Annotated in this window: 20 protein-coding genes; 5 read left to right on the top strand and 15 right to left on the bottom strand. The window is 64.4% G+C overall.

The annotated features are described in order from the left end of the window. Window positions 1–97 precede the first annotated feature (97 nt). Complete coding sequence (locus QF038_RS10010) at window positions 98–391, top strand: HPr family phosphocarrier protein (protein ID WP_307610012.1); 294 nt, start codon at window positions 98–100, stop codon at window positions 389–391. A gap of 130 nt (window positions 392–521) precedes the next feature. On the opposite strand, the gene QF038_RS10005 is transcribed toward QF038_RS10010, so the two are convergent. The 5 genes from QF038_RS10005 to QF038_RS09985 form a co-directional block, all read right to left on the bottom strand. Next, window positions 522–923 carry a cytochrome c oxidase subunit 4 gene (locus QF038_RS10005; protein WP_307610011.1) on the bottom strand — a complete coding sequence of 134 codons (402 nt, stop codon included), beginning with the start codon at window positions 921–923 and terminating at the stop codon, window positions 522–524. Further along, window positions 920–2,647, bottom strand: a complete 1,728-nt coding sequence (gene ctaD / locus QF038_RS10000) for a cytochrome c oxidase subunit I (RefSeq protein WP_307610010.1) — start codon at window positions 2,645–2,647, stop codon at window positions 920–922. The genes QF038_RS10005 and ctaD overlap by 4 nt, the downstream gene beginning before the upstream one ends. A gap of 10 nt (window positions 2,648–2,657) precedes the next feature. After that, entirely contained in the window at window positions 2,658–3,530 is an 873-nt protein-coding gene (gene coxB / locus QF038_RS09995; protein ID WP_307610009.1) for a cytochrome c oxidase subunit II, read from the bottom strand. 186 nt (window positions 3,531–3,716) lie between these two features. Beyond that, a complete protein-coding gene (locus QF038_RS09990) occupies window positions 3,717–4,106 on the bottom strand; it encodes an iron-sulfur cluster assembly accessory protein (protein ID WP_307610008.1) in 390 nt (129 codons plus the stop codon). Window positions 4,107–4,281: 175 nt separating this feature from the next. Beyond that, window positions 4,282–5,724 carry a dipeptidase gene (locus QF038_RS09985; RefSeq protein ID WP_307610007.1) on the bottom strand — a complete coding sequence of 481 codons (1,443 nt, stop codon included), beginning with the start codon at window positions 5,722–5,724 and terminating at the stop codon, window positions 4,282–4,284. A gap of 90 nt (window positions 5,725–5,814) precedes the next feature. Between QF038_RS09985 and QF038_RS09980 the strand changes: the two genes are divergently transcribed. Then, window positions 5,815–6,417: a DUF3043 domain-containing protein gene (locus QF038_RS09980; RefSeq protein WP_307610005.1), complete on the top strand. Its 603-nt coding sequence runs from the start codon at window positions 5,815–5,817 to the stop codon at window positions 6,415–6,417. A 90-nt stretch (window positions 6,418–6,507) separates the two neighbouring features. Here the strand turns inward: QF038_RS09980 and QF038_RS09975 are convergent, their stop codons facing one another. Next, window positions 6,508–7,578, bottom strand: coding sequence for a quinone-dependent dihydroorotate dehydrogenase (locus QF038_RS09975; protein ID WP_307610004.1), 1,071 nt, complete (start codon window positions 7,576–7,578; stop codon window positions 6,508–6,510). Window positions 7,579–7,700: 122 nt separating this feature from the next. Between QF038_RS09975 and QF038_RS09970 the strand changes: the two genes are divergently transcribed. Beyond that, window positions 7,701–8,687 carry an alpha/beta hydrolase gene (locus tag QF038_RS09970; protein WP_307610003.1) on the top strand — a complete coding sequence of 329 codons (987 nt, stop codon included), beginning with the start codon at window positions 7,701–7,703 and terminating at the stop codon, window positions 8,685–8,687. 29 nt (window positions 8,688–8,716) lie between these two features. On the opposite strand, the gene QF038_RS09965 is transcribed toward QF038_RS09970, so the two are convergent. The 3 genes from QF038_RS09965 to leuA all read right to left on the bottom strand — a co-directional run bounded on the left by QF038_RS09965 (window position 8,717) and on the right by leuA (window position 12,157). Continuing rightward, a complete protein-coding gene (locus QF038_RS09965) occupies window positions 8,717–9,553 on the bottom strand; it encodes an isoprenyl transferase (protein WP_307610002.1) in 837 nt (278 codons plus the stop codon). A 2-nt stretch (window positions 9,554–9,555) separates the two neighbouring features. Next, the gene (gene recO / locus QF038_RS09960) at window positions 9,556–10,308 is read right to left on the bottom strand and encodes a DNA repair protein RecO (protein ID WP_307610001.1); all 753 of its coding nucleotides are present in this window, start codon (window positions 10,306–10,308) and stop codon (window positions 9,556–9,558) included. A gap of 109 nt (window positions 10,309–10,417) precedes the next feature. Continuing rightward, window positions 10,418–12,157 (bottom strand): 2-isopropylmalate synthase, encoded by a 1,740-nt coding sequence (gene leuA / locus QF038_RS09955; RefSeq protein WP_307610000.1) that lies wholly within the window; start codon window positions 12,155–12,157, stop codon window positions 10,418–10,420. Window positions 12,158–12,410: 253 nt separating this feature from the next. Between leuA and QF038_RS09950 the strand changes: the two genes are divergently transcribed. Further along, window positions 12,411–14,363 carry a M13 family metallopeptidase gene (locus tag QF038_RS09950; protein WP_307609999.1) on the top strand — a complete coding sequence of 651 codons (1,953 nt, stop codon included), beginning with the start codon at window positions 12,411–12,413 and terminating at the stop codon, window positions 14,361–14,363. An 80-nt stretch (window positions 14,364–14,443) separates the two neighbouring features. Here QF038_RS09950 and QF038_RS09945 read toward each other — a convergent pair whose 3' ends face one another. The 5 genes from QF038_RS09945 to QF038_RS09925 form a co-directional block, all read right to left on the bottom strand. Then, complete coding sequence (locus tag QF038_RS09945) at window positions 14,444–15,994, bottom strand: LCP family protein (protein WP_307609998.1); 1,551 nt, start codon at window positions 15,992–15,994, stop codon at window positions 14,444–14,446. Window positions 15,995–16,106: 112 nt separating this feature from the next. After that, entirely contained in the window at window positions 16,107–17,066 is a 960-nt protein-coding gene (gene era / locus QF038_RS09940; protein WP_091419940.1) for a GTPase Era, read from the bottom strand. Then, the gene (locus QF038_RS09935; RefSeq protein ID WP_307609997.1) at window positions 17,050–18,381 is read right to left on the bottom strand and encodes a hemolysin family protein; all 1,332 of its coding nucleotides are present in this window, start codon (window positions 18,379–18,381) and stop codon (window positions 17,050–17,052) included. Before QF038_RS09935 ends, era begins: the two co-directional genes overlap by 17 nt. Then, on the bottom strand, window positions 18,378–18,851 hold the full coding sequence (gene ybeY, locus QF038_RS09930; protein WP_307609996.1) for an rRNA maturation RNase YbeY: 474 nt from the start codon (window positions 18,849–18,851) through the stop codon (window positions 18,378–18,380). The genes QF038_RS09935 and ybeY overlap by 4 nt, the downstream gene beginning before the upstream one ends. Next, window positions 18,848–19,936, bottom strand: a complete 1,089-nt coding sequence (locus QF038_RS09925; protein ID WP_307609995.1) for a PhoH family protein — start codon at window positions 19,934–19,936, stop codon at window positions 18,848–18,850. The genes ybeY and QF038_RS09925 overlap by 4 nt, the downstream gene beginning before the upstream one ends. A 414-nt stretch (window positions 19,937–20,350) precedes the next feature. Between QF038_RS09925 and QF038_RS09920 the strand changes: the two genes are divergently transcribed. Then, window positions 20,351–21,253, top strand: coding sequence for a GerMN domain-containing protein (locus QF038_RS09920; protein WP_307609994.1), 903 nt, complete (start codon window positions 20,351–20,353; stop codon window positions 21,251–21,253). Between the two features lie 11 nt (window positions 21,254–21,264). On the opposite strand, the gene QF038_RS09915 is transcribed toward QF038_RS09920, so the two are convergent. After that, on the bottom strand, window positions 21,265–22,047 hold the full coding sequence (locus tag QF038_RS09915; RefSeq protein ID WP_307609993.1) for a 16S rRNA (uracil(1498)-N(3))-methyltransferase: 783 nt from the start codon (window positions 22,045–22,047) through the stop codon (window positions 21,265–21,267). Between the last annotated feature and the right edge of the window lie 2 nt (window positions 22,048–22,049).

The following is a 22,049-nucleotide window of genomic DNA, read 5'->3' as shown; positions in this document are numbered from 1 at the left end:
TACTGGCGTATTTCGCTGAGCACGAGAGAGTGCCGCTATATTGGACAGGAAAATTTCGATACCAGACGGATGGGGCCGTCATAAAGAAGGAGTCCCGTTGCCAACTCAGAAGGCCGTGGTCACAGCCTCGATCGGACTGCATGCACGTCCGGCCGCCGTTTTCGTCCGGGCAGTTACCGAAACCGGGTTGCCAGTGACCATCTCCAAGCCGGGTATCACAGACGTTGACGCCCGGTCTCTGCTGCAGGTGATGACGGCTGACTTCCATCACGGTTGCGAGGTGGAGCTCAACATCCCGGATTCGGCCCTCGACGGCCCCCTGAGGCGCGAAGAAGCACTGAACGCCCTCCGGACCCTTGGCACGCTGCTGGAGTCGCAGGGAGCCGGGTAGCGCGGTTCCGGCGCTCTTCCTGGGTTGCCCCGGCATGCACTCCAGAGGAAGAGCAAGCCAAAATGATTAAACAACGACGGCGGGCCTCACCTGAGAGGTGAGGCCCGCCGTCGTTGTTTATTCTTTGTGCCTAGTGGGCGTGGTCGCCGCGGCTGTATTCGTAAACCCAGCCAATAAGCGCTACGAGGGCCAGGCCGGCGGCAATGAAGACGATCCAGAAGCCGACTGCCAGGCCAAGGAACCCCGTGGCGCAGGCGATGCCCAGGACCAGGGGCCACCAGCTCCACGGGCTGAAGTGGCCCTGTTCACCGGCGCCCTCGTGGATCTCGGCGTCGGTGCGGTCCTCCGGACGCATGCCAACACGCTTGCCGGTGAAGCCGAGGTATCCGCCGATCATGCCGGCGAGGCCGCCGACCAGGAGGATGCCAAGGATACCGACCCACTCACCCCAGTTGGTGAGGAACCCGTAGACCAGCGAAACCGGTACGAAGAAGAAGACTCCGGAACCAAAGATCCATGATTCGATTTTCACTGTGCAGTGTCCTTCTGGTCGGCGTTACCGAGAACCTGGGCTGCGGGAGCCGGCGACTCGGCGGTGTGGACCTGTCGAAGCTCGGGGTGGTGCAGGTCGAGGGCGGGACGCTCGGAGCGGATCCGGGGCAGGGAGGTGAAGTTGTGCCGCGGCGGCGGGCAGGATGTGGCCCACTCGAGGGAAGCGCCGAAGCCCCAGGGATCGTCCACCTGCACCTTTTCGGCGCTGCGCCAGGTGATGTAGACGTTCCAGAAGAACGGGATCAGCGACGCGCCCAGGACAAACGAGGCCACGGTGGAGAACTGGTTCATCCAGGTGAAGTTGTCCTCCACCAGGTAGTCCGCGTAACGGCGGGGCATACCCTCAACACCCAGCCAGTGCTGGATGAGGAAGGTGCCGTGGAAGCCAAGGAACAGGAGCCAAAAGTGGATCTTGCCCAGGCGTTCGTTGAGCATCTTGCCGGTCCACTTGGGCCACCAGAAGTAGAACCCTGCGAACATCGCGAACACCACGGTGCCGAACACCACGTAGTGGAAGTGCGCCACCACGAAGTAGGAGTCGGAGACGTGGAAGTCCAGCGGCGGGGAGGCCAGGATGATGCCGGTGAGGCCGCCGAAGAGGAAGGTGATGAGGAAGCCGATGCTCCAGAGCATCGGGGTTTCGAAGGTCAGGGACCCCCGCCACATGGTGCCGATCCAGTTGAAGAACTTCACACCGGTGGGAACCGCGATGAGCATGGTCATAAACGCGAAGAACGGCAGCAGCACTGCGCCGGTGACGTACATGTGGTGTGCCCACACGGTCACGGACAGGGCAGCGATGGCGATCGTTGCATAGACCAGGCCCTTGTAGCCGAAGATCGGCTTGCGGCTGAAGACCGGGAAGATCTCCGAGACGATGCCGAAGAACGGCAGCGCGATGATGTACACCTCGGGGTGGCCGAAGAACCAGAACAGGTGCTGCCAGAGGACTGCACCGCCGTTTTCGGGGTCGAAGATGTGTGCGCCGAAGCGGCGGTCAGCACCGAGTGCGAACAGCGCGGCGGCCAGCGGCGGGAACGCCATGAGCACCAGGATGGCAGTGACCAGGGTGTTCCAGGTGAAGATCGGCATCCGCCACATGGTCATGCCCGGGGCGCGCATGCAGATGATGGTGGTGATGAAGTTGACCGCGCCGAGGATGGTGCCGAAGCCGGACAGTGCAAGGCCGAATACCCACAGGTCGCCACCGATACCGGGGCTGAAGGTGGTGTTGGACAGCGGCGCGTAGGCGAACCAGCCGAAGGAAGCGGCACCCTGCGGGGTGATGAAGCCGGACACCGCGATGGTGGAGCCGAAAAGGAAGAACCAGAAAGCCAGCGCGTTCAGTCGCGGGAAGGCGACGTCGGGTGCACCGATCTGCAGGGGCATGATCACGTTCGCGAAGCCGGCAAAGAGCGGGGTGGCAAACATCAGCAGCATCACGGTGCCGTGCATGGTGAACAGCTGGTTGTACTGCTCTTTGGTCTGCAGGATCTGCATACCCGGTTCGAACAGTTCGGCACGGATCAGCAGTGCCATGACACCGCCGAGGCAGAAGAACACAAACGACGCGATCAGGTACATGTACCCGATGGTTTTGTGGTCGGTGGAGGTGATCCAGTTGACGACGATGCGTCCCTTGGATTTGGGAACCACGGGAGCTGTGAGGGCTCCGGTGGGTGCGGATTGAGTGTACGTAGCCACGTCGCTCCCCTTACTTAATTTCGTTCAGGTTCGGGTTGCGGTCGTATTCCACACCGAGGAGGCCCGTGTTGCCGGCTGCCTTGAGCTCTTCCATGTGTGCCTGGAATTCAGCTTCCGACACCACCTTGACGCGGAACAGCATCTCGGAGTGGTACTCGCCGCAGAGTTCGGCGCACTTGCCGTCGTAGGTGCCCTCTTTAGTGGGGGTAAACCGGATGTAGTTGGTCTTGCCGGGGATCATGTCGCGCTTCTGCAGGAAGGCGGGAACCCAGAAGGAGTGGATCACGTCGCGTGCGTTGAGCTCGAGGTCAACGGACTTGTTGACGGGCAAGTACAGCGTGGGGAGCTGTTCCTTGTCGATCGTGTTGCCGGTGAGGTGCGCCTGGACGCCGGCCTCGTGGACGTCTTCTTCGATGACGTCGCCGGACTTGTAGTTGAAGTCCCAGGCCCACTGCTTGCCGCGGACGTCAACAACGACGTCGGCCGGCTGCGAGCGGTCATCAATGGCCTGCTGGTCGCGGTCGGTGAAGTAGAAGAACACCAGGACCATAAACAGCGGGATGGTCAGGTAAAAGACTTCCAGGGGAAGGTTGAAGCTGGTCTGCCGCGGGAACCCGACGGTGCCCTTGCGGCGCCGGTAGGCGACGAGGCACCAGACGATCAATCCCCAGGTAATGATGCCCACAGCAAGGGCGGCAATCCATGAGTTGACCCAGAGGTCCATGATGCGGTCGCTGTTGCTGGTGGTGCCACGTTCTGTGGGCAGCCACCCCTTCTCTACCTCTGGCGAACATCCGGTCAAAACCAACGCGCCGGCAATTGCCAAGCTTGTGATCGTGGTGATCGTTTTGCGTCGGCTGCCGGTTCGGTTCTGCGAACTCACAGACGGCCCTTCCTACTTGTTGCTGTTGTCCGGGCAGCCATCGGCGCCGCGGGCACACTAAAAGTTTTACTACTCGGTGTAGAGCTTACCGCTCCCCCGGGCGTTTCGCCCACATGTCGGCGCCGTGGCTCCCGCAGTGTTGAATGCGGGAGGCCACGGCGCCGGCACCAGGCGAAACAACCGGTTCTAGTGGAACGAATCTCCACAGGCGCAGGAGCCACCGGCGTTCGGGTTGTCGATGGTGAAGCCCTGCTTCGAGATGGTGTCCTCGAAGTCAATGCTGGCGCCGCTGAGGTACGGCACGCTCATCTTGTCCACCACTACTTCAACGCCGTCGTAGTCGCGGACGGCATCTCCGTCGAGGAGGCGCTCGTCGAAGTAGAGCTGGTAAATCAGCCCTGAGCAGCCGCCGGGCTGCACGGCGACGCGGAGACGGAGGTCCGTGCGGCCTTCCTGTTCAAGGAGGCTGCGGACCTTGCCTGCGGCGACGTCGGTCAGCTTGACCTCGTGGACGGGCAGCTCATCAGTGGCAGCGCTGGTGGTCTCGGTGCTGTTCTCATTGGTTGCGGTGCTCATTGGCCTACCTTCTTAGGACGGTCTGGCGGCCCCGCGCTAACGGTGGCCTGCCCCTACGGATACGGTATGGGCTATAGCTACATGCTACGCGGGACGCACGTGTAGCTCTAACTCCTGACGTAACCATGCAAGGGCCGCTCTTGTTCCCGTGGAGCCTGGCCAGGACCGCTGGTTCCTAGAGCCCGCCGCTGTTCAACCGTGTCAGCAGGAGCGCTTCGGCGAGGATGGCTTTCCGGAAGTCCCCAAGATGCAGGGACTCATTGGCGCTGTGGGCGCGCGAGTCCGGGTCTTCCACACCCGTCACCAGGATCTGGACGTCAGGGTAAAGCTCCGTAAGGTCGGCTATGAACGGGATGGAACCACCGATTCCCGTCTCCACGGCCGGCACGCCCCATGCCTCCCCCAGCGCCCACATCGCCAGTGCTGCGGCAGCTGAGGAGGTGTCCGTCTGGAACGGGTTGCCGCTCTCCCCCGGAGTGAAGGTGACCTTCGCGCCGAAGGGAGCGTTGGACTCAACGTGCCTGCGGACTGCCTCCATGGCTTCTTCCGGCGACTGCCCGGGTGCCAGCCGCAGGCTGAACTTCGCCCGCGCCCTGGGCAGCAGCGTATTGGACGCTACATCCACGGCCGGCGCGTCGAATCCGATGATTGACAGTGCCGGCTTGGTCCAGAGGCGTGAGGCGATGCTGCCCGTGCCGGCGAGGCGGACGCCGTCGAGCACTGAAGCATCAGCCCGGTAGTCGGCCTCGGGGAAATCCACCGAGGTGTTATCAGTGGCGACAAGCCCAGGGATGGCGACGTTGCCGTCGTCGTCATGGAGGGTGGCAATCAGGCGTGCCAGCAGCGTGGGGGCATCCAGCACCGGGCCGCCGAACATCCCCGAGTGCACGGCGTGCTCCAGGACCTGGACTTCAATGGTTCCGTCCACCAGCCCCCGGAGGCTTGTTGTCAGGGCGGGTACGCCCACCTTCCAGTTGCTGGAATCTGCAACGACGATGACGTCGGCACGGAGGAGTTCCCGGTTCGCCTCCAGGAAAGGCCTGAACGTGGGTGAGCCGGCTTCCTCTTCACCCTCGATAAAGAAGGTGATGCCCAGGCCAAGCTCCGCGCCGACGACCTCGGAGACTGCCGCATATGCGGCGATGTGGGCCATAATGCCGGCCTTGTCGTCCGCTGCGCCACGGCCATACAGGCGGCCGTCCTTCTCCACTGCCGTGAACGGCTCCGGCTCCCACAGCGATTCGTCGCCCGCGGGCTGGACGTCGTGGTGCGCGTACAGCAGGATGGTGGGCTTGCCTTCCGCGGCAGGACGGCGGGCAACGACGGCGGGGCCGCCGGGAGTGCCGTCCGGTTTGTCACAGAGGAGGATTTGAACGTCTTCGAGCCCGGAATCCCGCAGCAGCACCGCTACGGCTTCCGCACTCCGTTCAAGGGGCGACCTGTCAAAACTGGGCCAGGCGATACCGGGAATCGCCACGAGTTCCTTGAGGCGGACGAGGGTCTGGTCAAAGGAGCGGTCTATGGCGGCCCGGAGGTCTTCCGTAGCCGCGGCGGATCCGGAACCGGCCGGTTGGGCTCCGACAAAACTGACCGGGGTCTCCGGTGAGGGTGAAGTCATGGAAAAACATTACCCCCGTCACACTGGCCGTTGCCGCAGGCATGCGAAGACCCCGGAATCCGGCACCCTCCCGCAAGGTATTCTGTTCAGGTGTTCGGACGTAAAAAGGAAGCGCCCTCGGCGCAGGAATTAATTGACCAGCAGGCTGCGGATGCTGCGGCGCGGCAGGGCGGCGTAACCGGCAAGGGCGCCCCCACCCCAACGCGCAAGGCGCAGGAAGCGGCCCGCAGGCGCCCGCTGGTGCCCGAGGACCGCAAAGCCTCGAAGGCTGCCGAGCGCCAGGCTATCCAGGACCAGCGCCTCAAGATGCGCCAGGCGCTGGACACCGGGGACGAGAAGTTCCTCCCGCTCCGGGACAAGGGGCCGCAGAAGAGGTTCGCCCGTGACTACGTGGATGCACGGTTCAGCCTGGGCGAATACCTGATGTTCGGCGCCCTGGTGTTTGTCCTGGTGTCCTTGGTGGTGCCGGCGTCCAGCGACATGATGATCTATGTGCTGGGTGGTTTCTGGGTGATGTTCCTGGCCGTCTTCGTGGACGTGTTCATCCTCTCCCGCAAGCTCCGCAAGCGGCTGGCCGAAAAGTTCGGCGAGGTGGAACGCGGCACCGTTTGGTACGGCTCCATGCGCTCACTGCAGTTCCGCAAGCTCCGGCTGCCCAAGCCCCTGGTTAAGCGCGGGCAGTACCCGGCCTAAACACTCCGGGCGGAACAGGCACCAGACAGAACAAAAGACAACCCCGGCGGGACGACCGCCGGGGTTGTCTGTTTAAGACTACTAATACAGCTAGGCCGTGCGGCTCTTCGCCAACTGCCTGTTGATGCGGGCAGCCCAGAAGGGTCCTTCATACAGGAAGGCCGTGTAGCCCTGCACCAGGGTTGCGCCGGCGTCCAGCCTGTCCTGGACATCCTGGGCAGTTTCCACACCGCCTACTGCCACCAGAGTCAGGGAATCTCCGGTGACCTTCTTCAGCCGCCGCAGTACATCGAGTGAGCGCTGTTTCAGCGGTGCGCCGGACAGCCCGCCGGCACCGCACTTTTCCACCTGTTCCACCGGGGAAGCCAGCCCGGTGCGGGCAATGGTGGTGTTGGTGGCGATGATGCCGTCCAGCTTCAGGTCCAGCGCAAGCCGGGCGACGTCGTCGATGTCCTCATCGCTCAGGTCGGGCGCGATCTTCACCAGCAGGGGAACGTGGCGGCCGGCCGCACGGTCCGCTTCTTCTCCCACCGCGGTGAGCAGCGGCCGGAGGCTCTCCACATCCTGCAGGAGCCGCAGCCCGGGCGTGTTGGGCGAACTGACGTTGACCACCAGGTAATCCGCAGCGGGCGCGAGGCTGCGCGCGCTCACCAGGTAGTCCTCCACGGCGTCTGCCAGTTCCACCACCTTGGTCTTGCCGATATTGACGCCAATGACGGGGCGCACAGAGGGGTGCCTGTGCTGAAGTGCCGCACGCGCCGCCTTCAGCCGCGGGGCCACGGCGGTGGCGCCGTCGTTGTTGAATCCCATCCGGTTAATGACGGCGCGGTCCTCAATCAGGCGGAACAGGCGCGGCTTTTCGTTGCCGGGCTGGGCCTGGCCGGTGATGGTTCCCACCTCGACATGGCCGAAGCCGAGCTCAGTGAGGGCTTCAATGCCATGGCCTTCCTTGTCGAAGCCCGCGGCAAGGCCAAAGGGCGAGGGAAAGGTGATGCCAAACGCCGTTGTCTGAAGCGATGGTGCCGGCGCTGTCAGTTTCGCCAGGACTTTCCCCGCTCCAGAGCGGTGCGCGAGCCTGATGCCCTTGAATCCGATCTTGTGGGCGCGCTCGGCGTCCATCCATGAAAAGGCCAGCCTGAAGAATGTGGGGTAAACGCGCATGCTTCCTAGTTTTCCGTCTTGTTGGCGCCATACCAAACGGAGCGGCCCCGAGACGGACCGGGATCTCCACGGACCGGGCCGGACAAGGCAGGAGGAACTGGAAGGCGGATTAGCATAAAGCCATGGAATGGCAGCGGGATATCCTGGGCGAGGAGTTCGAATCCTATGCCTTTTCCGCCGTCGGGGACGACGGGATGGAGCGGATGGCCACGCTGGTCCGGTTCCGGCCCGCCCACCAGGAATCAGGCCAGCAGGAGTCCGGCGGATCCACCGCGCGCCGGAGGGCCGTCCTCTTCCTGCACGGCTGGAGCGACTACTTCTTCAACGTTGACCTGGCCCGTTTCTGGTCCTCCGCAGGCTACGACTTTTACGCCCTGGATATGCACAACCACGGACGCAGCCTGCGCCCCGGATCACCAGGCGGATATGTGTCCGACCTGATCAACTATGACGCTGAAATTGAGACGGCATACCGGCTCATCGGCCAGGAGGGCGCTGCCGCCCCGCTGACCCTGATGGGCCATTCGACGGGCGGGCTGGTTGCGGCACTGTGGGCGAGCAGGCACCCCGGGGCCGTCTCGCAGCTGGTCCTGAACAGCCCGTGGCTGGAGATGCATGGGAGCGCCCTGGTCCGGCGCGCGGCCTACGGCATGGTGGGGCCGGTGGCAAGATTCCGTCCGGAGGCGGTGCTGCGCCTGCCGCCGCGCGGCTTCTACTGGCGCACCATCAGCAGCTCGGCGGAGGGCGAATGGGCGCTGGATGACCAGTACCGTCCGCCCATGGCGTTTCCGGTCCGGGCGGGTTGGCTCAGCGCCGTGCTCGCCGGCCACGCGAAGGTGGCACGCGGCCTTAACCTCGAGGTCCCGGTGCTGGTGCTGTTGTCCCGCGGAAGCGCCAATGGCCTCTTCTGGTCGGAGGAGATGCGGCGGACGGACGCGGTGCTTGACGTCAACGTTATTGCCGCCCGGGCCCTCACCCTGGGCCGCACGGTCACGGTTGAAAGGATCGACGGCGCCCTGCACGATGTGTTCCTCTCCCCCGCTGCCGTCCGCGCCGACGCCTACGCGAGGCTGGCGCGCTGGCTCGTCGCCTACGGCGGCACGGCGTGAAAGTGGAAGCGTGACCTGCGCCGGATCCCCTACTGTGTGGCGTCTCGTGCCGGGCCGGCAGCGTCAACGGCGCCGCCGTACCGGCGGTCCCGGCGGGCGTAGTCTTCCACCGCACCCCACAGGGTCCGGCGGTCGACGTCGGGCCACAGGGTGTCCATAAACACAAACTCGGCGTAGGCGGACTGCCAGAGCATGAAGTTGGACAGCCGCTGTTCTCCGGAGCTCCGCAGGAAAAGGTCCACGTCGGGGAGGTCGGGCTCGTCAAGGTACTTCTGGATGGTGCGCTCGGTGATGGCGCCGGGCTTGAGCCTGCCCGCTGCAACGTCCGCGGCGATGGCGGAGACAGCGTCCGTGATCTCCGCCCGGCCGCCGTAATTAACACACATGGTCAACGTACACGTGCTGTTGCCCGCCGTGAACTGTTCTGCTTCTTCGAGTTCGCGGATGACTGAGCCCCACAGCCGCGGCCGACGGCCGGACCAGCGGACCCGGACGCCCCATTCATCGAGCTGGTTACGCTGCCGCCGTAGCACGTCCTTGTTAAATCCCATCAGGAAGCGCACCTCTTCAGGGGAACGCCGCCAGTTTTCGGTGGAAAAGGCGTAAACGCTGACGTACTCGATGCCCAGTTCGATGGCCCCGGCCATCACATCCAGAAGCGCCGGCTCGCCGGCTTTGTGCCCTTCGATTCGAGGCAGCCCCCGCTGGTTGGCCCAGCGGCCATTGCCGTCCATCACAATGGCCACGTGGCGCGGAATGAACTCTGACGGGATGGACGGCGCTACGGCGCCGGAGGGATGCGGGTAGGGCGCAACCACGGGGTGGCTCCGCTTCGGGGCTGCGTTGTTCTTTTTTCCCAGGGCCACTGTCAGCTGCGCTCCACATGTTTGAGGGACTTCAGTACTCGTTCAAGATGCCATTGCAGGTAAGCGGCCACCAGGCCGGCTGTTTCCTTGCGGTGTACCGGCAGTGAGGCGTCTGCCGTTGCCCAGTCTCCGGTCAGGAGCGCGGCCAGCAACACCACCGTTTCCGGGGCGGGCGCCGGCGAGCCCGGCGGGCGGCACCCGGCACAGACCATGCCGCCCAAGGGCGCCGAAAAGGCGTTGTGGGGCCCAGCCTGCCCGCAGCGGGCACAGTCCGTGAAGCTCGGCGCCCAGCCGCCGGTGGCGAGGGCCCGGAGCAGGTAGGAGTCCAAAATCAGCCCGGCGGCATGTTCGTCCCGGCTGAGCGAAGCCAGTGCCCCGACCAGCAGGTTGTACTGTGCGGTTCCCGATTCGCCATCGACGTCGGTGAGTTTTTCGGCGGTCTCCGTCATGGCGGCGGCAACGGTATACCGGCCATAGTCTGCGGCGATGCTTCCGCCGTAGGCCCCTTTGGCAACCGCCTGGGTGACGATGTCCAGGCTCTTCCCGGACACAAGCTGCAGGTCCGCCACCATAAAGGGCTCGAGGCGGGCGCCGAACCGGCTGCTGGTCCGCCGGACGCCTTTGGCAACGGCGCGGACCTGGCCATGATGTTTGGTCAGGAGCGTGATGATGCGGTCCGCCTCGCCCAGTTTGTGGGTACGGAGGACGACGGCGTCGTCCCGGTACGCGCGGGAGGCGAAAGAGTGTTGGGCCACGCCTTATCTTCCCATTTCTTTGCGGTGCGGCTTCCGCGCCGCTCCCGGACAGGAGCGAAGGCCCTGCCATTGTGCCGCCGGGCATTACCCGGCGGCACAATGTCCGGAATCAGCCCTGGGCGTCCCGGATGGCGCGGTTGACCGCTGAGATCACGGCTTTGAGGGAGGACATGCTGGTGTTCGCGTCAATACCTACACCCCACAGGACGCGTTCCCCCACGGCGCATTCCACGTAGGCGGCGGCCATGGCGTTTCCGCCTTCAGAGAGGGCGTGCTCGCTGTAGTCCAGCACCCGGACGTCCACGCCGTCCTCGCGCAGGATGCTCAGCAGCGCGGCGATGGGACCGTTGCCGGTGCCCGTTCGCTGGGTCTGCACACCGTCCACGGTGAGGGAGGCGTGAAGCGTCATGCCGCCGTCGTCATCTGTTTCTGTCTTGACCCCGCCCAGGGAGTAGCGCCCCCACTGCCCGTCGGTTTTCCCGGACGGCAGGTACTCGTCCTGGAAGACCTGCCACAGCTGGGCGCCGCTGACTTCGCCGCCCACGGTGTCCGTGCGCTTCTGGATCACGCCGGAGAATTCGATCTGGGCGCGCCGCGGCAGGTCCAGGCTGTGCTCGTTCTTGAGCAGGTAGGCCACGCCGCCCTTGCCGGACTGGGAGTTGACCCTGATGACGGCTTCGTAGCTGCGGCCCAGGTCCTTGGGGTCCACGGGCAGGTACGGAACCTGCCAGGTGAAGTCGGCCACGTCCTTGCCGGCGGCGGCTGCATCGCGCTCCAGGGCCTCGAAGCCCTTCTTGATGGCGTCCTGGTGCGATCCGGAGAACGCAGTGAACACCAGGTCGCCGCCGTAGGGGGAACGCTCGGGGACGGGCAGCTGGTTGCAGTACTCCACGGTCCGGCGGACGTCGTCGATGTTGGAGAAGTCGATCATGGGGTCGATGCCCTGGACAAAGAGGTTCAGGCCCAGGGTGACCAAGTCCACGTTGCCGGTCCGCTCACCGTTGCCGAAGAGGCAGCCTTCAATCCGGTCCGCACCGGCCATGTACCCCAGTTCGGCTGCCGCGACGCCCGTCCCGCGGTCATTGTGCGGATGCAGGGAGAGGATGATTCCCTCCCGCGGGTGCAGGTGGCGGCTCATCCACTCGATGGAATCGGCGTAAACGTTGGGGGTGGCCATTTCCACGGTGGCGGGCAGGTTGATGATGACCTGGCGGTCAGCGGAGGCTTCAAAGACATCGGCGACGGCGTTGCAGACGCGCACGGCGTACTCCAGCTCGGTGCCGGTGAAGGATTCCGGGGAGTACTCGTAGGTCACGTGTGTGTCCGCGAGGGTTTCCTCGTACTTCTTGCACAGGCGGGCGCCCTGGAGCGCGATGTCCAGGATTCCGTCCTCGTCCTGGTTGAACACCACCCGGCGCTGCAGCACTGAAGTGGAGTTGTAGAGGTGGACAATGGCCTGCTTGGCCCCCACCAGGGACTCATAGGTCCGCTCGATCAGGTGCTCGCGGGCCTGGGTCAGGACCTGGATGGTGACGTCGTCCGGGATGTGGTTGCCCTCGATGAGCTGGCGGACAAAGTCGAAGTCCGTCTGGGAGGCGGAGGGGAAGCCGACTTCGATCTCTTTGTAGCCCATCCGGACCAGCAGGTCGAACATCTTCATCTTGCGGGCCGGGCTCATCGGATCGATCAGGGCCTGGTTGCCGTCGCGCAGGTCCACTGCGCACCAGCGCGGAGCCTTGGTGATGATCTTGTCCGGCCAGGTGCGGTCCGGCAGCTCAACTTTGATCTGGTCCTGGAACGGCGTGTAGCGGTGGGCGGGCATTCCGGAGGGCTTCTGTGCGTTTCGCATTACTATCGGGGCCTTTTCTGTGGTTCTTCTTTGAAAGGGTGGCCGGGCAACACAAACTCCGCAGCGAGGGTGGGCCTTGCGCTAGATCGCGTCTGAGGCCTCGCCGCGGCAGCTAAGAAGAAGAAGCTCTGCACGCACCTTTTGAGGGTAGCACGCATGCGTAAGATGAAAGGGCACTACCGTCCGTTACGTCCACCATGCAGACGCCGCCCGGTATCCAGCTGGCCGCGGCTCTTCGTCAGAAGGAGCTTCCGTGCCCATTTCGGGGATCGACCTGTCCACCTTTGATAACACCGTCCGGCCGCAGGATGACCTCTACCAGCACGTGAACGGGGCCTGGCTCAAGGCCACCGAGATTCCCGATGACCGGCCCCTCGAAGGAACTTTCACCGCGCTGCGCGACGGATCGGAGATCGCCGTCCGCGACATTATCGAGGAAGCCGCAGCGAAGGGCGCGGACGCCAGCGGCATCGAACGGAAAGTAGGCGGGCTCTACAGCAGCTTCATGGACGAAGCAGCCGCAGAGGCCAAGGGGATGGAACCGATCCGCCAGCGCCTGGCCGACGTTTTTGCCACCACGTCCGTGGCGGACCTTGTGTCCCTTGCCGGCCGCCTGTTCCGGGCAGATGTTGGCGGACTTTTCTACATCTACCCGGCACCGGATGCAGGGAACCCGGACCGCGTCCTCCTCTACACGGGACAGGGCGGCCTCGGGTTGCCGGACGAGTCCTACTACCGGGATGAAAAGTTCTCGGCGATGGTCACCGCCTACGAGGCACATGTACGCAGGATGCTGGATCTGGCGGAGGTGCCGGATGCCGGTGCCGCCGCCGCACGGGTGGTGGAGCTGGAAACAAAGCTGGCCTCACATCACTGGGACAACGTGACGCTGCGGGATCCGCAGAAGACCTACAACCTGAAGACGGCAGACGAGGCCTCGGCAATGTTCCCGCTGCTGTCCATCTGGTTCGAAGCCGCCGGCATCGATGAGGCGAAGCGGCAGGAGATTGTGGTGAGCACTCCGCCGTTCTTCGACGGCGCCGCCGGGCTCCTCGAGTCCGAGCCTTTGGCCCATTGGCAGGAATGGCTTGCCATGCGCGTGGTCAGTGCGGCCGCACCCTACCTGTCCTCGGCTTTCGTCGATGCCAACTTCGCGTTCTACGGGACCACTATCAGCGGAACGCCGCGGAACAAGGACCGCTGGAAGCGCGGCGTGGGCGTGGTGGAGGGTGCCCTCGGCGAAGCCGTTGGGCAGATCTATGTTGCCCGGCACTTCCCGGAAACCCACAAGGCGCGGATGCAGACCCTTGTTGGCAACCTGATTGAGGCCTACCGGCAGAGCATCACCGCCGTGGGCTGGATGGGTGAGGCCACCAAGGCGGAGGCGCTGCGGAAACTGGAAGGGTTCCGCGCAAAGATCGGCTACCCGGAGGAATGGATTGACTACTCCGCCGTGGAGATCGACCCGGCTGATCTCCTGGGCAACGTGGAACGCGCCCACAATGCCGACGTTAACCGGCACCTGGACGAGGTGGGCAAGCCTGTGGACCGCAACAAGTGGCTGATGACCCCGCAGACCGTCAACGCGTACTACCACCCGATGATGAACGAGATTGTGTTCCCGGCCGCGATCCTGCAGCCGCCGTTCTTCACCGCCGACGCTGACGATGCCGTCAACTACGGCGGCATTGGGGCGGTCATCGGTCATGAGATCGGCCACGGATTCGATGACCAGGGGTCCCAGTTCGACGGCGGCGGGGCGCTTCGGAACTGGTGGACCGAAGAGGACCGCAAGGCCTTCGAGCAGCTGACTGCGAAGCTGGTTGCCCAGTATGACGCCCTTTCCCCCTATGCCGCGCCCGGGCATAACGTCAATGGCCGGCTCACGCTTGGCGAGAACATCGGCGACCTTGCCGGCCTGGCCATTGCCTACAAGGCCTACCTGATCAGCCTTGACGGCAAGGAGCCCGAGGTCCTGGACGGCCTCACCGGGCAGCAACGTTTTTTTGCTTCCTGGGCCGCTGGCTGGCGGCAGGTCATCCGGAGCGAGGAGGCGATCCGCCGGCTGGCCACGGACCCGCACTCCCCCAACGAGTTCCGGACCAACGCCATCGCCAGGAACCTGGACGCCTTCCACGAAGCGTTCGACGTGACTGACCAGGACGGCATGTGGATGGCCCCCGGGGAGCGCGTCAGCATCTGGTAGTCATTAAGAAAATCGGGGCCCGCCATTGGCGGGCCCCGACTTTTTAGTGCGGGTTCGTCCAGGCCTGCATCCGATGCCGGCTAGTTGTTGACGATCAGCATCGGGTTGGCCTGCTGGCAGGTGGCATCGCCGGCGGTCTGGTTGACAATGTCATCGGGCAGCGCCACGTTCGCACCATAGGTGGTACCCGAGGTGAAGTCGGTGCCGAGGTAAACCTGGACACCCGATACTGCCGGAGCGGGCAGGATCTGTGCCGCGGGTATCCCCAGCTGGGCGGCGACGTCGGCGGCTACGTCCTCGAAGCCGGTCCCGTAGTAGACCACGGACTGGTCCACGGCCACTGCCTCAAACCGTCCGGTCTGGGTGAACCCGCCGGAGACCAGGGCCTGGACGATCTCCTGGGCGCGGCCGGGAAGGCCGCTGCCATTGGCCACAGTGACAGGCTGGACCGCCTTGTCGTAGGGCGGGAGCGGGGTGGCCGTCTCCGACGGAGCTGCTGAGGGCGTCTCGCTGGGTGCAGGTGTGGTGGGCGCCGTCGGGTCTGTCAGGTCGATGTCCCGTTGCAGGGCGGAGAACAGCTGCGAGCCGGCCGGTTCGGCAATCTGGAGCCTGTTCGGGTCAACAAGCGCCGGCGTGGTGGGAACGGCCACGAAGGCTACCTTGCTGATATCGATGTCCTTGAGCCGGTTGCCGATGGTCAGCAGCGTGGGAACCGAAGCCAGTCCCTCGTCCACGGTCAGGTTTTGGGTGACGACGTCGGCGATCTTCAGCATCCTGCCGGGATCGGACAGCGTTCCTTCATCCTTGATTTTCCGGGTGAGCGAAGAAAGGAAGCCTTGCTGCGCCTTGATGCGGCCGAGGTCGCCGCCGTCGGCAAATGCATGGCGGGTGCGCAGGAAGGCAAGCGCCATTTCACCCTGGACGGCTGAGGTTCCCTTGGGCAGCCGAAGCCGCGAATCGGGGTCGTAGACGGCGTCGCTGATGCAGACGTCCACACCTCCCACGGCATTGGACAGTTCCTTCACCGCGTTGAAGTCCGCCATCATGAAGTGGTCCACAGTCAACCCGGTCAACTTGTTGACGGTGTCCACCGCGCAGCCGATGCCCGCCTCACCCATGGCCTCATTGATCATCACACCACTGCGGGCAGGGAAGGTCTGCTTGGTCTTCTCGTCCTTGCACTCCGGAATGTCAACCAGGAGGTCGCGCGGAAAGCTGATCACGCTGACGCGCTTGTTGTCCTCGGAGATATCCATCAACATCATGACGTCGGACTTGCCATAGCCCTTTGAATCATCAGAGGTGCCGTACTCGCCGTTCAGGCCGTCGCGGGTGTCCGAGCCCAGGATCAGGATCTGCATCCGCCCGGTGGCGTCACTCACCGGACCGTCAGTACTGCCCCCGCCTGCGTTCAGCGGAGCTTTGGAAATATTGCTTTGCAGCCGCACGAACCAGAATCCGGCAAACGCAAGGGCGCCGATCATCGCCAGCGACAGAATGCCTGTGACGATCTTCAACCACACCGGCATTCCCCGCTCGGGGCCCAGGTGGCGCGCGGCTCCAACGGTGCCGTCTTCCGCGTGCCTGGACCTTGGTCCCCCGGCTGACACGTCAGCTCCGTTATCGCGCATTTCGCGGCCTCGCCCCACGTAATGAACCTTCCTCTAGATTCTGAATCCGGTCCATTTTAGTGGTCCAGTCTGGGAAATTGCCGGGCTGCCCTTGCGGCGCCGGCAGGAGGGCTCAGAAGCCCAGCTTGACCAGCTGTTTCGGGTCCCGCTGCCAGTCCTTGGCAACTTTTACATGCAGGTCCAGGTAGATGCGCGTCCCCAGGAGCGCCTCGATTCCCTTGCGTGCGTTGGTGCCCACTTCGCGCAGCCGGCTGCCGCCTTTGCCAATGATGATGGCCTTCTGCGACGGGCGCTCCACGTAGAGGTTCACGCGCACGTCCAGGAGGGGGTTATCGTCCGGACGGTCCTCCCGGGGAACGATCTCTTCCACAACCACCGCAAGCGAGTGCGGCAACTCGTCCCGGACCCCTTCCAGCGCCGCTTCCCGGATGAGCTCGGCGACCATCACTGCTTCCGGTTCATCGGTCAGCTCCCCATCGGGGTAGAGCGGGGGCGACGGCGGCATGTGGCTGATCAGCACGTCGGCGACGGTTTCCACCTGGAAGCCGTCCGTGGCGGACACCGGAACGATATCCTTCCAGCCTTCCTCCCCCAGCACTTCGCGTCCGAGCGCGGCCACGGCCAGGAGCTGTTCCGTCAGGGCCTGCCTGTCCACCAGGTCCGCCTTGGTGACAATGGCGATGACGGGCTTGCGGCCGACGGCGGCGAGCTGGGCCGCGATGAATTTGTCGCCCGGGCCGATTTTTTCGTTGGCGGGAAGGCAGAAGCCAATGGCGTCCACCTCGGCCAGGGTGTCGGCCACAAGATCGTTCAGGCGCTTGCCGAGCAGGGTGCGGGGCCGGTGCAGGCCGGGGGTGTCCACCAGGATCAGCTGCGCGTCCTCCCGGTGGACGATGCCGCGGATAGTGTGGCGGGTGGTTTGGGGCTTGGCGGAGGTAATGGCCACCTTCTTGCCCACCAGTGCGTTGGTCAGGGTGGATTTTCCGGCATTGGGACGGCCCACCAGGACCGAAAACCCTGCGCGGAAACCGCCGAAATCCTCTTCGCCGGCGGCCTTATTTTTCTTGCTCACGTGGAACTCCCTGCTGGGTTGCTTCCGCCTCTTGGAAGAGGTCTTCAAGGTCAGTGTCTACTTTTGGAACGGGCGCCGCAATGATGTGGCTGACGCGGTTCCGGCGTCCTTCGAGCCGGTCGGCGCGCAGCGACACCCCGTCCACTTCCACATGGCTGCCGACGATGGGCACGCGCCCCAGCGCTTTGGCCAGGAGGCCGCCCACGGTGTCCACTTCGTCGTCGTCGAGCTCGATGTCAAAAAGCTCGCCGAGGTCGTCAATGCTCATCCGGGCGCTGACGCGGTAGGAGCCGTCGTCGAGCTCCACGGCCTCGGCACTTTCGGTGTCGTACTCGTCCACGATTTCGCCCACGATTTCCTCAATCAGGTCCTCAAGGGTGACGAGTCCGGCGGTGCCGCCGTATTCGTCAATCACGATGGCTACGTGCGTGGATTCTTTCTGCAGCTCCCGGAGCAGGTCGCTGACCGGCTTTGATTCTGGAACATACCGGACTTCACGGACCAGGGAATCCACCAGAGGCGGTTCCTCATCCGGTGCCAGCTCATGGAGGACGGCCGCCACGTCCTTGAGGTAGACAATGCCCAGGATATGGTCGGTGTCTTCGCCGATCACCGGCATCCTGGAGTATCCCGAACGGAGGAAGAGTGACATGGCCCGGCGGAGGCTGGAGCCCGCTTCAACACTGAGGATGTCGGTCCGGGGCACCATAACGGCCCGGACCAGGGTGTCGCCGAAGTCGAAGACGGACTGGATCATCTCCGCCTCGGTGTCCTCGATCATGTCCGATTCGCTGGCCCGGTCCACCAGCTCGCGGAATTCCTGCTCGCTGAAGAACGCCTCATCACCGGTGGGCGCACCGGGGGCCGCCGCGCTTCCCACCGTCACGAGCCAGCCCGGGATGGGTCCCAGGACCCAGGTGAGGAAGCGGATCATGGGCGCGGTGAACCGCACCACGGCAGCCGAATGCAGCCTGCCGAGCTGGCGCGGTGAGACGCCCACAATAACGAATCCCAGCAGGGCCATGATGCCAGTGGCAGCCAGGCCCGCAAGCCACATGTTGTCCAGCAGGCTGTAAAGGAGGACGGCGACGGCAACCGCCGAGGCCATCTCGAACCAGATGCGCCAGAACCGCAGGGCCCGGATATGGGCAACCGGCTGGGCCAGGATCCGCCGCATGGCGGTGCCGCGGCTTTTCAGGAGCGCTTCTTCCGCATCGTGGCGCGGGAGGAAATTGAAGGCGGCTTCGGCCGCGGTCAGTACTGCCGCAATACCCAGGAAAGCCAGGGCCATCGCGACGAGGAGCAAAGGCGTCACTGGATAGTCTCGGCGGGCGCTTCTTTGCCGGTGAAGCCGGACAGGAGTTCGCGCTGGAGGCCGAACATCTCGGCCTTCTCCTCAGGTTCAGCATGGTCGTAGCCCAACAGGTGCAGGATGCCGTGCGTGGTCAGCAACAGCATTTCATCCTGCAGCGAGTGGCCGGCATTCTTGGCCTGGACCTTGGCCACCTGCGGGCAAACGGCGATGTCCCCGAGCATGCCCTGTGGCGTGGGCCGGTCCGGAGTCCCCGGGGTCAGCTCGTCCATGGGCACTGACAGGACGTCCGTGGCGCCGGGCTCGTCCATCAGTTCGATGTGAAGCTTCTCCATGGCTGGCTCGTCCACAAGGAGGATGGACAGTTCGGCCTGCGGGTGGATGTACAACTGCTCGAAGATGTACCTGGACAGCGCAACGAGTTCAGATTCGTCCACCTGGATGCCGGACTCGTTGTTCACCTCGATGCTCACGCGCGTTCCCCCCGTTTTTCCCGGCTTGCCGAATGCTTCATCCTGTTCCGCTGGGCGTCGTCCCAGATGCTGTAGGCGTTAACGATGTCGCCCACCAGCCGGTGGCGGACCACGTCTGCGGCGTCCAGGACGGAGAAGTTCACATCGTCAATGCCATGCAGGATTTCCTCCACGATCCGCAGCCCGGAGCGCGTGCCGAACGGCAGGTCCACCTGGGTGATATCGCCCGTGACCACCATCTTGGACCCGAATCCCAGCCTGGTGAGGAACATCTTCATCTGCTCCGGCGTGGTGTTTTGGGCCTCGTCGAGGATGATGAAGGCGTCATTGAGGGTGCGGCCGCGCATGTAGGCCAGTGGCGCCACCTCAATGGTTCCTGCTGCCATGAGCCTCGGAATCGACTCCGGGTCCATCATGTCGTGCAGGGCGTCATACAGCGGACGCAGGTACGGATCGATTTTGTCGCTCAAGGTGCCGGGGAGGAAGCCAAGCCGCTCCCCTGCTTCCACTGCGGGGCGGGTCAGGATGATGCGGCTGACCTCTTTTTGCTGCAGGGCCTGGACGGCCTTGGCCATGGCGAGGTAGGTCTTGCCGGTGCCGGCCGGACCGATCCCGAAAATTACGGTGTTGGCGTCGATGGCGTCAACGTAGTTCTTTTGGTTCAGCGTCTTGGGGCGGATCGTTTTGCCGCGGCTGGACAGGATGTCATGGGTCAGCACGTCCACCGGGTTCTGCAAGGACTGGGTTCGGAGCAGTGCTACGAGTTGCTGCAGTACTGCCGGGCTGATGACGGTTCCGCGTGCCACCAGTCCCCGGACCTCGTGGAGGAGCCGCATGATCCGTGGCACGTCCGTAGCCGGTCCGCTGATGGAAAGCTCGTTGCCGCGGACGTGGAAGTTCACGTCGGGGAACTGTTCTTCAATGAACCGCAGCGCTTCATCATGGCTGCCGAGGGATTGAACCATCTGGTCTGAGCTGTCGAAGAGGACCACTTCGGTGCGGACGCCAGGGAGTGTGTGGGGAAATTCCCCTGCGGCGCCTTCGCCGGTGACAAGCCTGCGCTTTCCGTTAGCTGATTCAGTCATGGTGTTGGCCCGCGGGCCCGTGATCCCCTCGATCTCGTAAGAGTAGCTGCTGGCTGATCGGCGGCGGGCTGTCCCCGTTGCGTCTCAGCGGTACCTTCCATCTTACGCCAGCGGGCAGCCCAGGCCCGATACCAGGACCGGTGCCAGGCAATGGCAGCAATACCGGTTCCGGCCGTCCGTCATTAGGTATCAACTTCATATCGGCCTCATATCGTTCACGTTGCAGTTGCGCCGCTGGGCGCATCCGGCGGCTTTTGCCCGCCGGCGCTGTGTAATGCTGGAAATCCAGGGTGCCAAGGAAGCATCCAGGCTGACCGGGGATCAGCCAATCCAACCAGGAAAGGACAGGCAATCACGTTGCCGGAAAGCGCAGGGCCCCGCCGGGCCGGAAGATCACTGAACGGCGCCCGTTCAATGGTTCTTGCCGGGCTCCTTGCCGCCGTCCCTGTCCTCACCGGCTGTATCGCTGAACCGGGGCCATCGCCCACGGGCGCCCTTGCCTCCAGCCCCGCCGCCACGGGCGGCGTGTCTGGCGCACCGTCCACCAGTGCGCCGCTGGAAACAACACAGTCCTCCAACAAGGCGCCGGTCTACTGGATTGGCCGCAGCAACAGCAACGTGTTCCTGTACCGCGAGTTCAGGGATGTTCCCGAGCAGGAAAATCCCGTGACGCGGGCCCTGCGCGCCATGATGTCCGAAAAGCCCCTGGACCCGGATTTCTTCACACCGTGGCAGAACCCCAAACAGCTGGCAACCTCGATTTCCGGCAAGGACGTCATCACCGTTGACGTGTCGGAGGACGCCTTCAACAGCAACCTGGACGCCGATATGGCGGCACGGGCCATCCAGCAGCTGGTCTATACGGCCACCGCGGCTGCGGCGAGTTCCGGCCTGATTGACTCCGGCCAGCAGATTCGCGTGCGCATCCTGGTGGACGGGCACACAGATTACGTGGCGTTCAACCACGTGCAGCTGGGGTCCCTCATGGCCCGCACGGCCGGGCTCGTGGCTCCGGTGTGGATCATCGACCCGCAGGAAAACGTCGAGGTGGCGGACGGCAGCGTCAAGATCACCGGCCGGAGCACGGCCGCGGGCGGCAAGCTCCGCTGGCAGATCCTACGGTTGGAGGAGAACGGGAACAAGACACCATTCCTGACCGGCGAGACAACCGCCGCGGCGGACCCTGCCCAGGCGGGAGTCTTTACGCTGGCCCTGACCCTGCCCTCCGGCGACTACGAGCTCCGGGTCGGGCAAACGTCCAACCCCGATGGCCAGCAAAACGGCACCGAAGATACCCGGGGATTCAAAGTACGGTGAGCCGTGGCCGTTCAGGCTGCGGGCGCCGCCCAGCGGCCCAGGACATCGCTGGCAAGCACGACGGCGGCCGGACCGGCGGTTGATGAGCGCAGCACATGGTGTCCCAGCAGGGCAGTCACGGCTCCCTGGCCGCACAGTTTTGTCACCTCGCGCTGGCTGATGCCCCCTTCGGGGCCGACAATCAGGAATATTTCCCGCGGCCCTTCTGCAGCATCAGTCGAGAGCCACGATTCCAGGACCACCCGCAGTGGACGCACGGCGTCCTCGTGCAGGATAACGGCGAGGTCGGCCGCCCCGGCAGCAGCAGCGAGACCGGCAGTGTCGACGGCGGCACGCACCTCGGGGATCCAGGCCCGCCGGGCCTGTTTGGCAGCCGCGGTAACTACAGACTGCCACTTTGCATGGGCCTTGGCCGCCCGGTCCCCCTTCCAGCGCACGATGGACCTTTCGGACTGCCACGGTATAACGGCGTCGATCCCCAGTTCGGTGGCGGTTTCGATGGCCAGCTCATCCCGGTCGCCCTTGGCAAGGGCCTGGACCAGCACCAGCCTGACGCCGGGCCGCTCCTCAACCACCACGGCTGTGCATTCGACCTCGAGCCCGGACGGGGAGGCTGCCAGCACTTTCCCGCTCATTCGGGTGCCGGCGCCGTCCACGATGTCCACGGGCTCGCCGGGAGCCAGCCGTTTGACGGTCACTGCGTGCCGGGCCTCAGGTCCCTCAAGGACAAAACGTCCTTCGGGTGCCATCTGGTCCAAGGACCCGGACGCCGTGAAAAAGACGGGGTTGCTCACCG

This window comes from Pseudarthrobacter sp. W1I19 (assembly GCF_030817835.1).
Lineage (GTDB): Bacteria > Actinomycetota > Actinomycetes > Actinomycetales > Micrococcaceae > Arthrobacter.
This window is presented reverse-complemented; position numbering and strand designations above follow the sequence as displayed.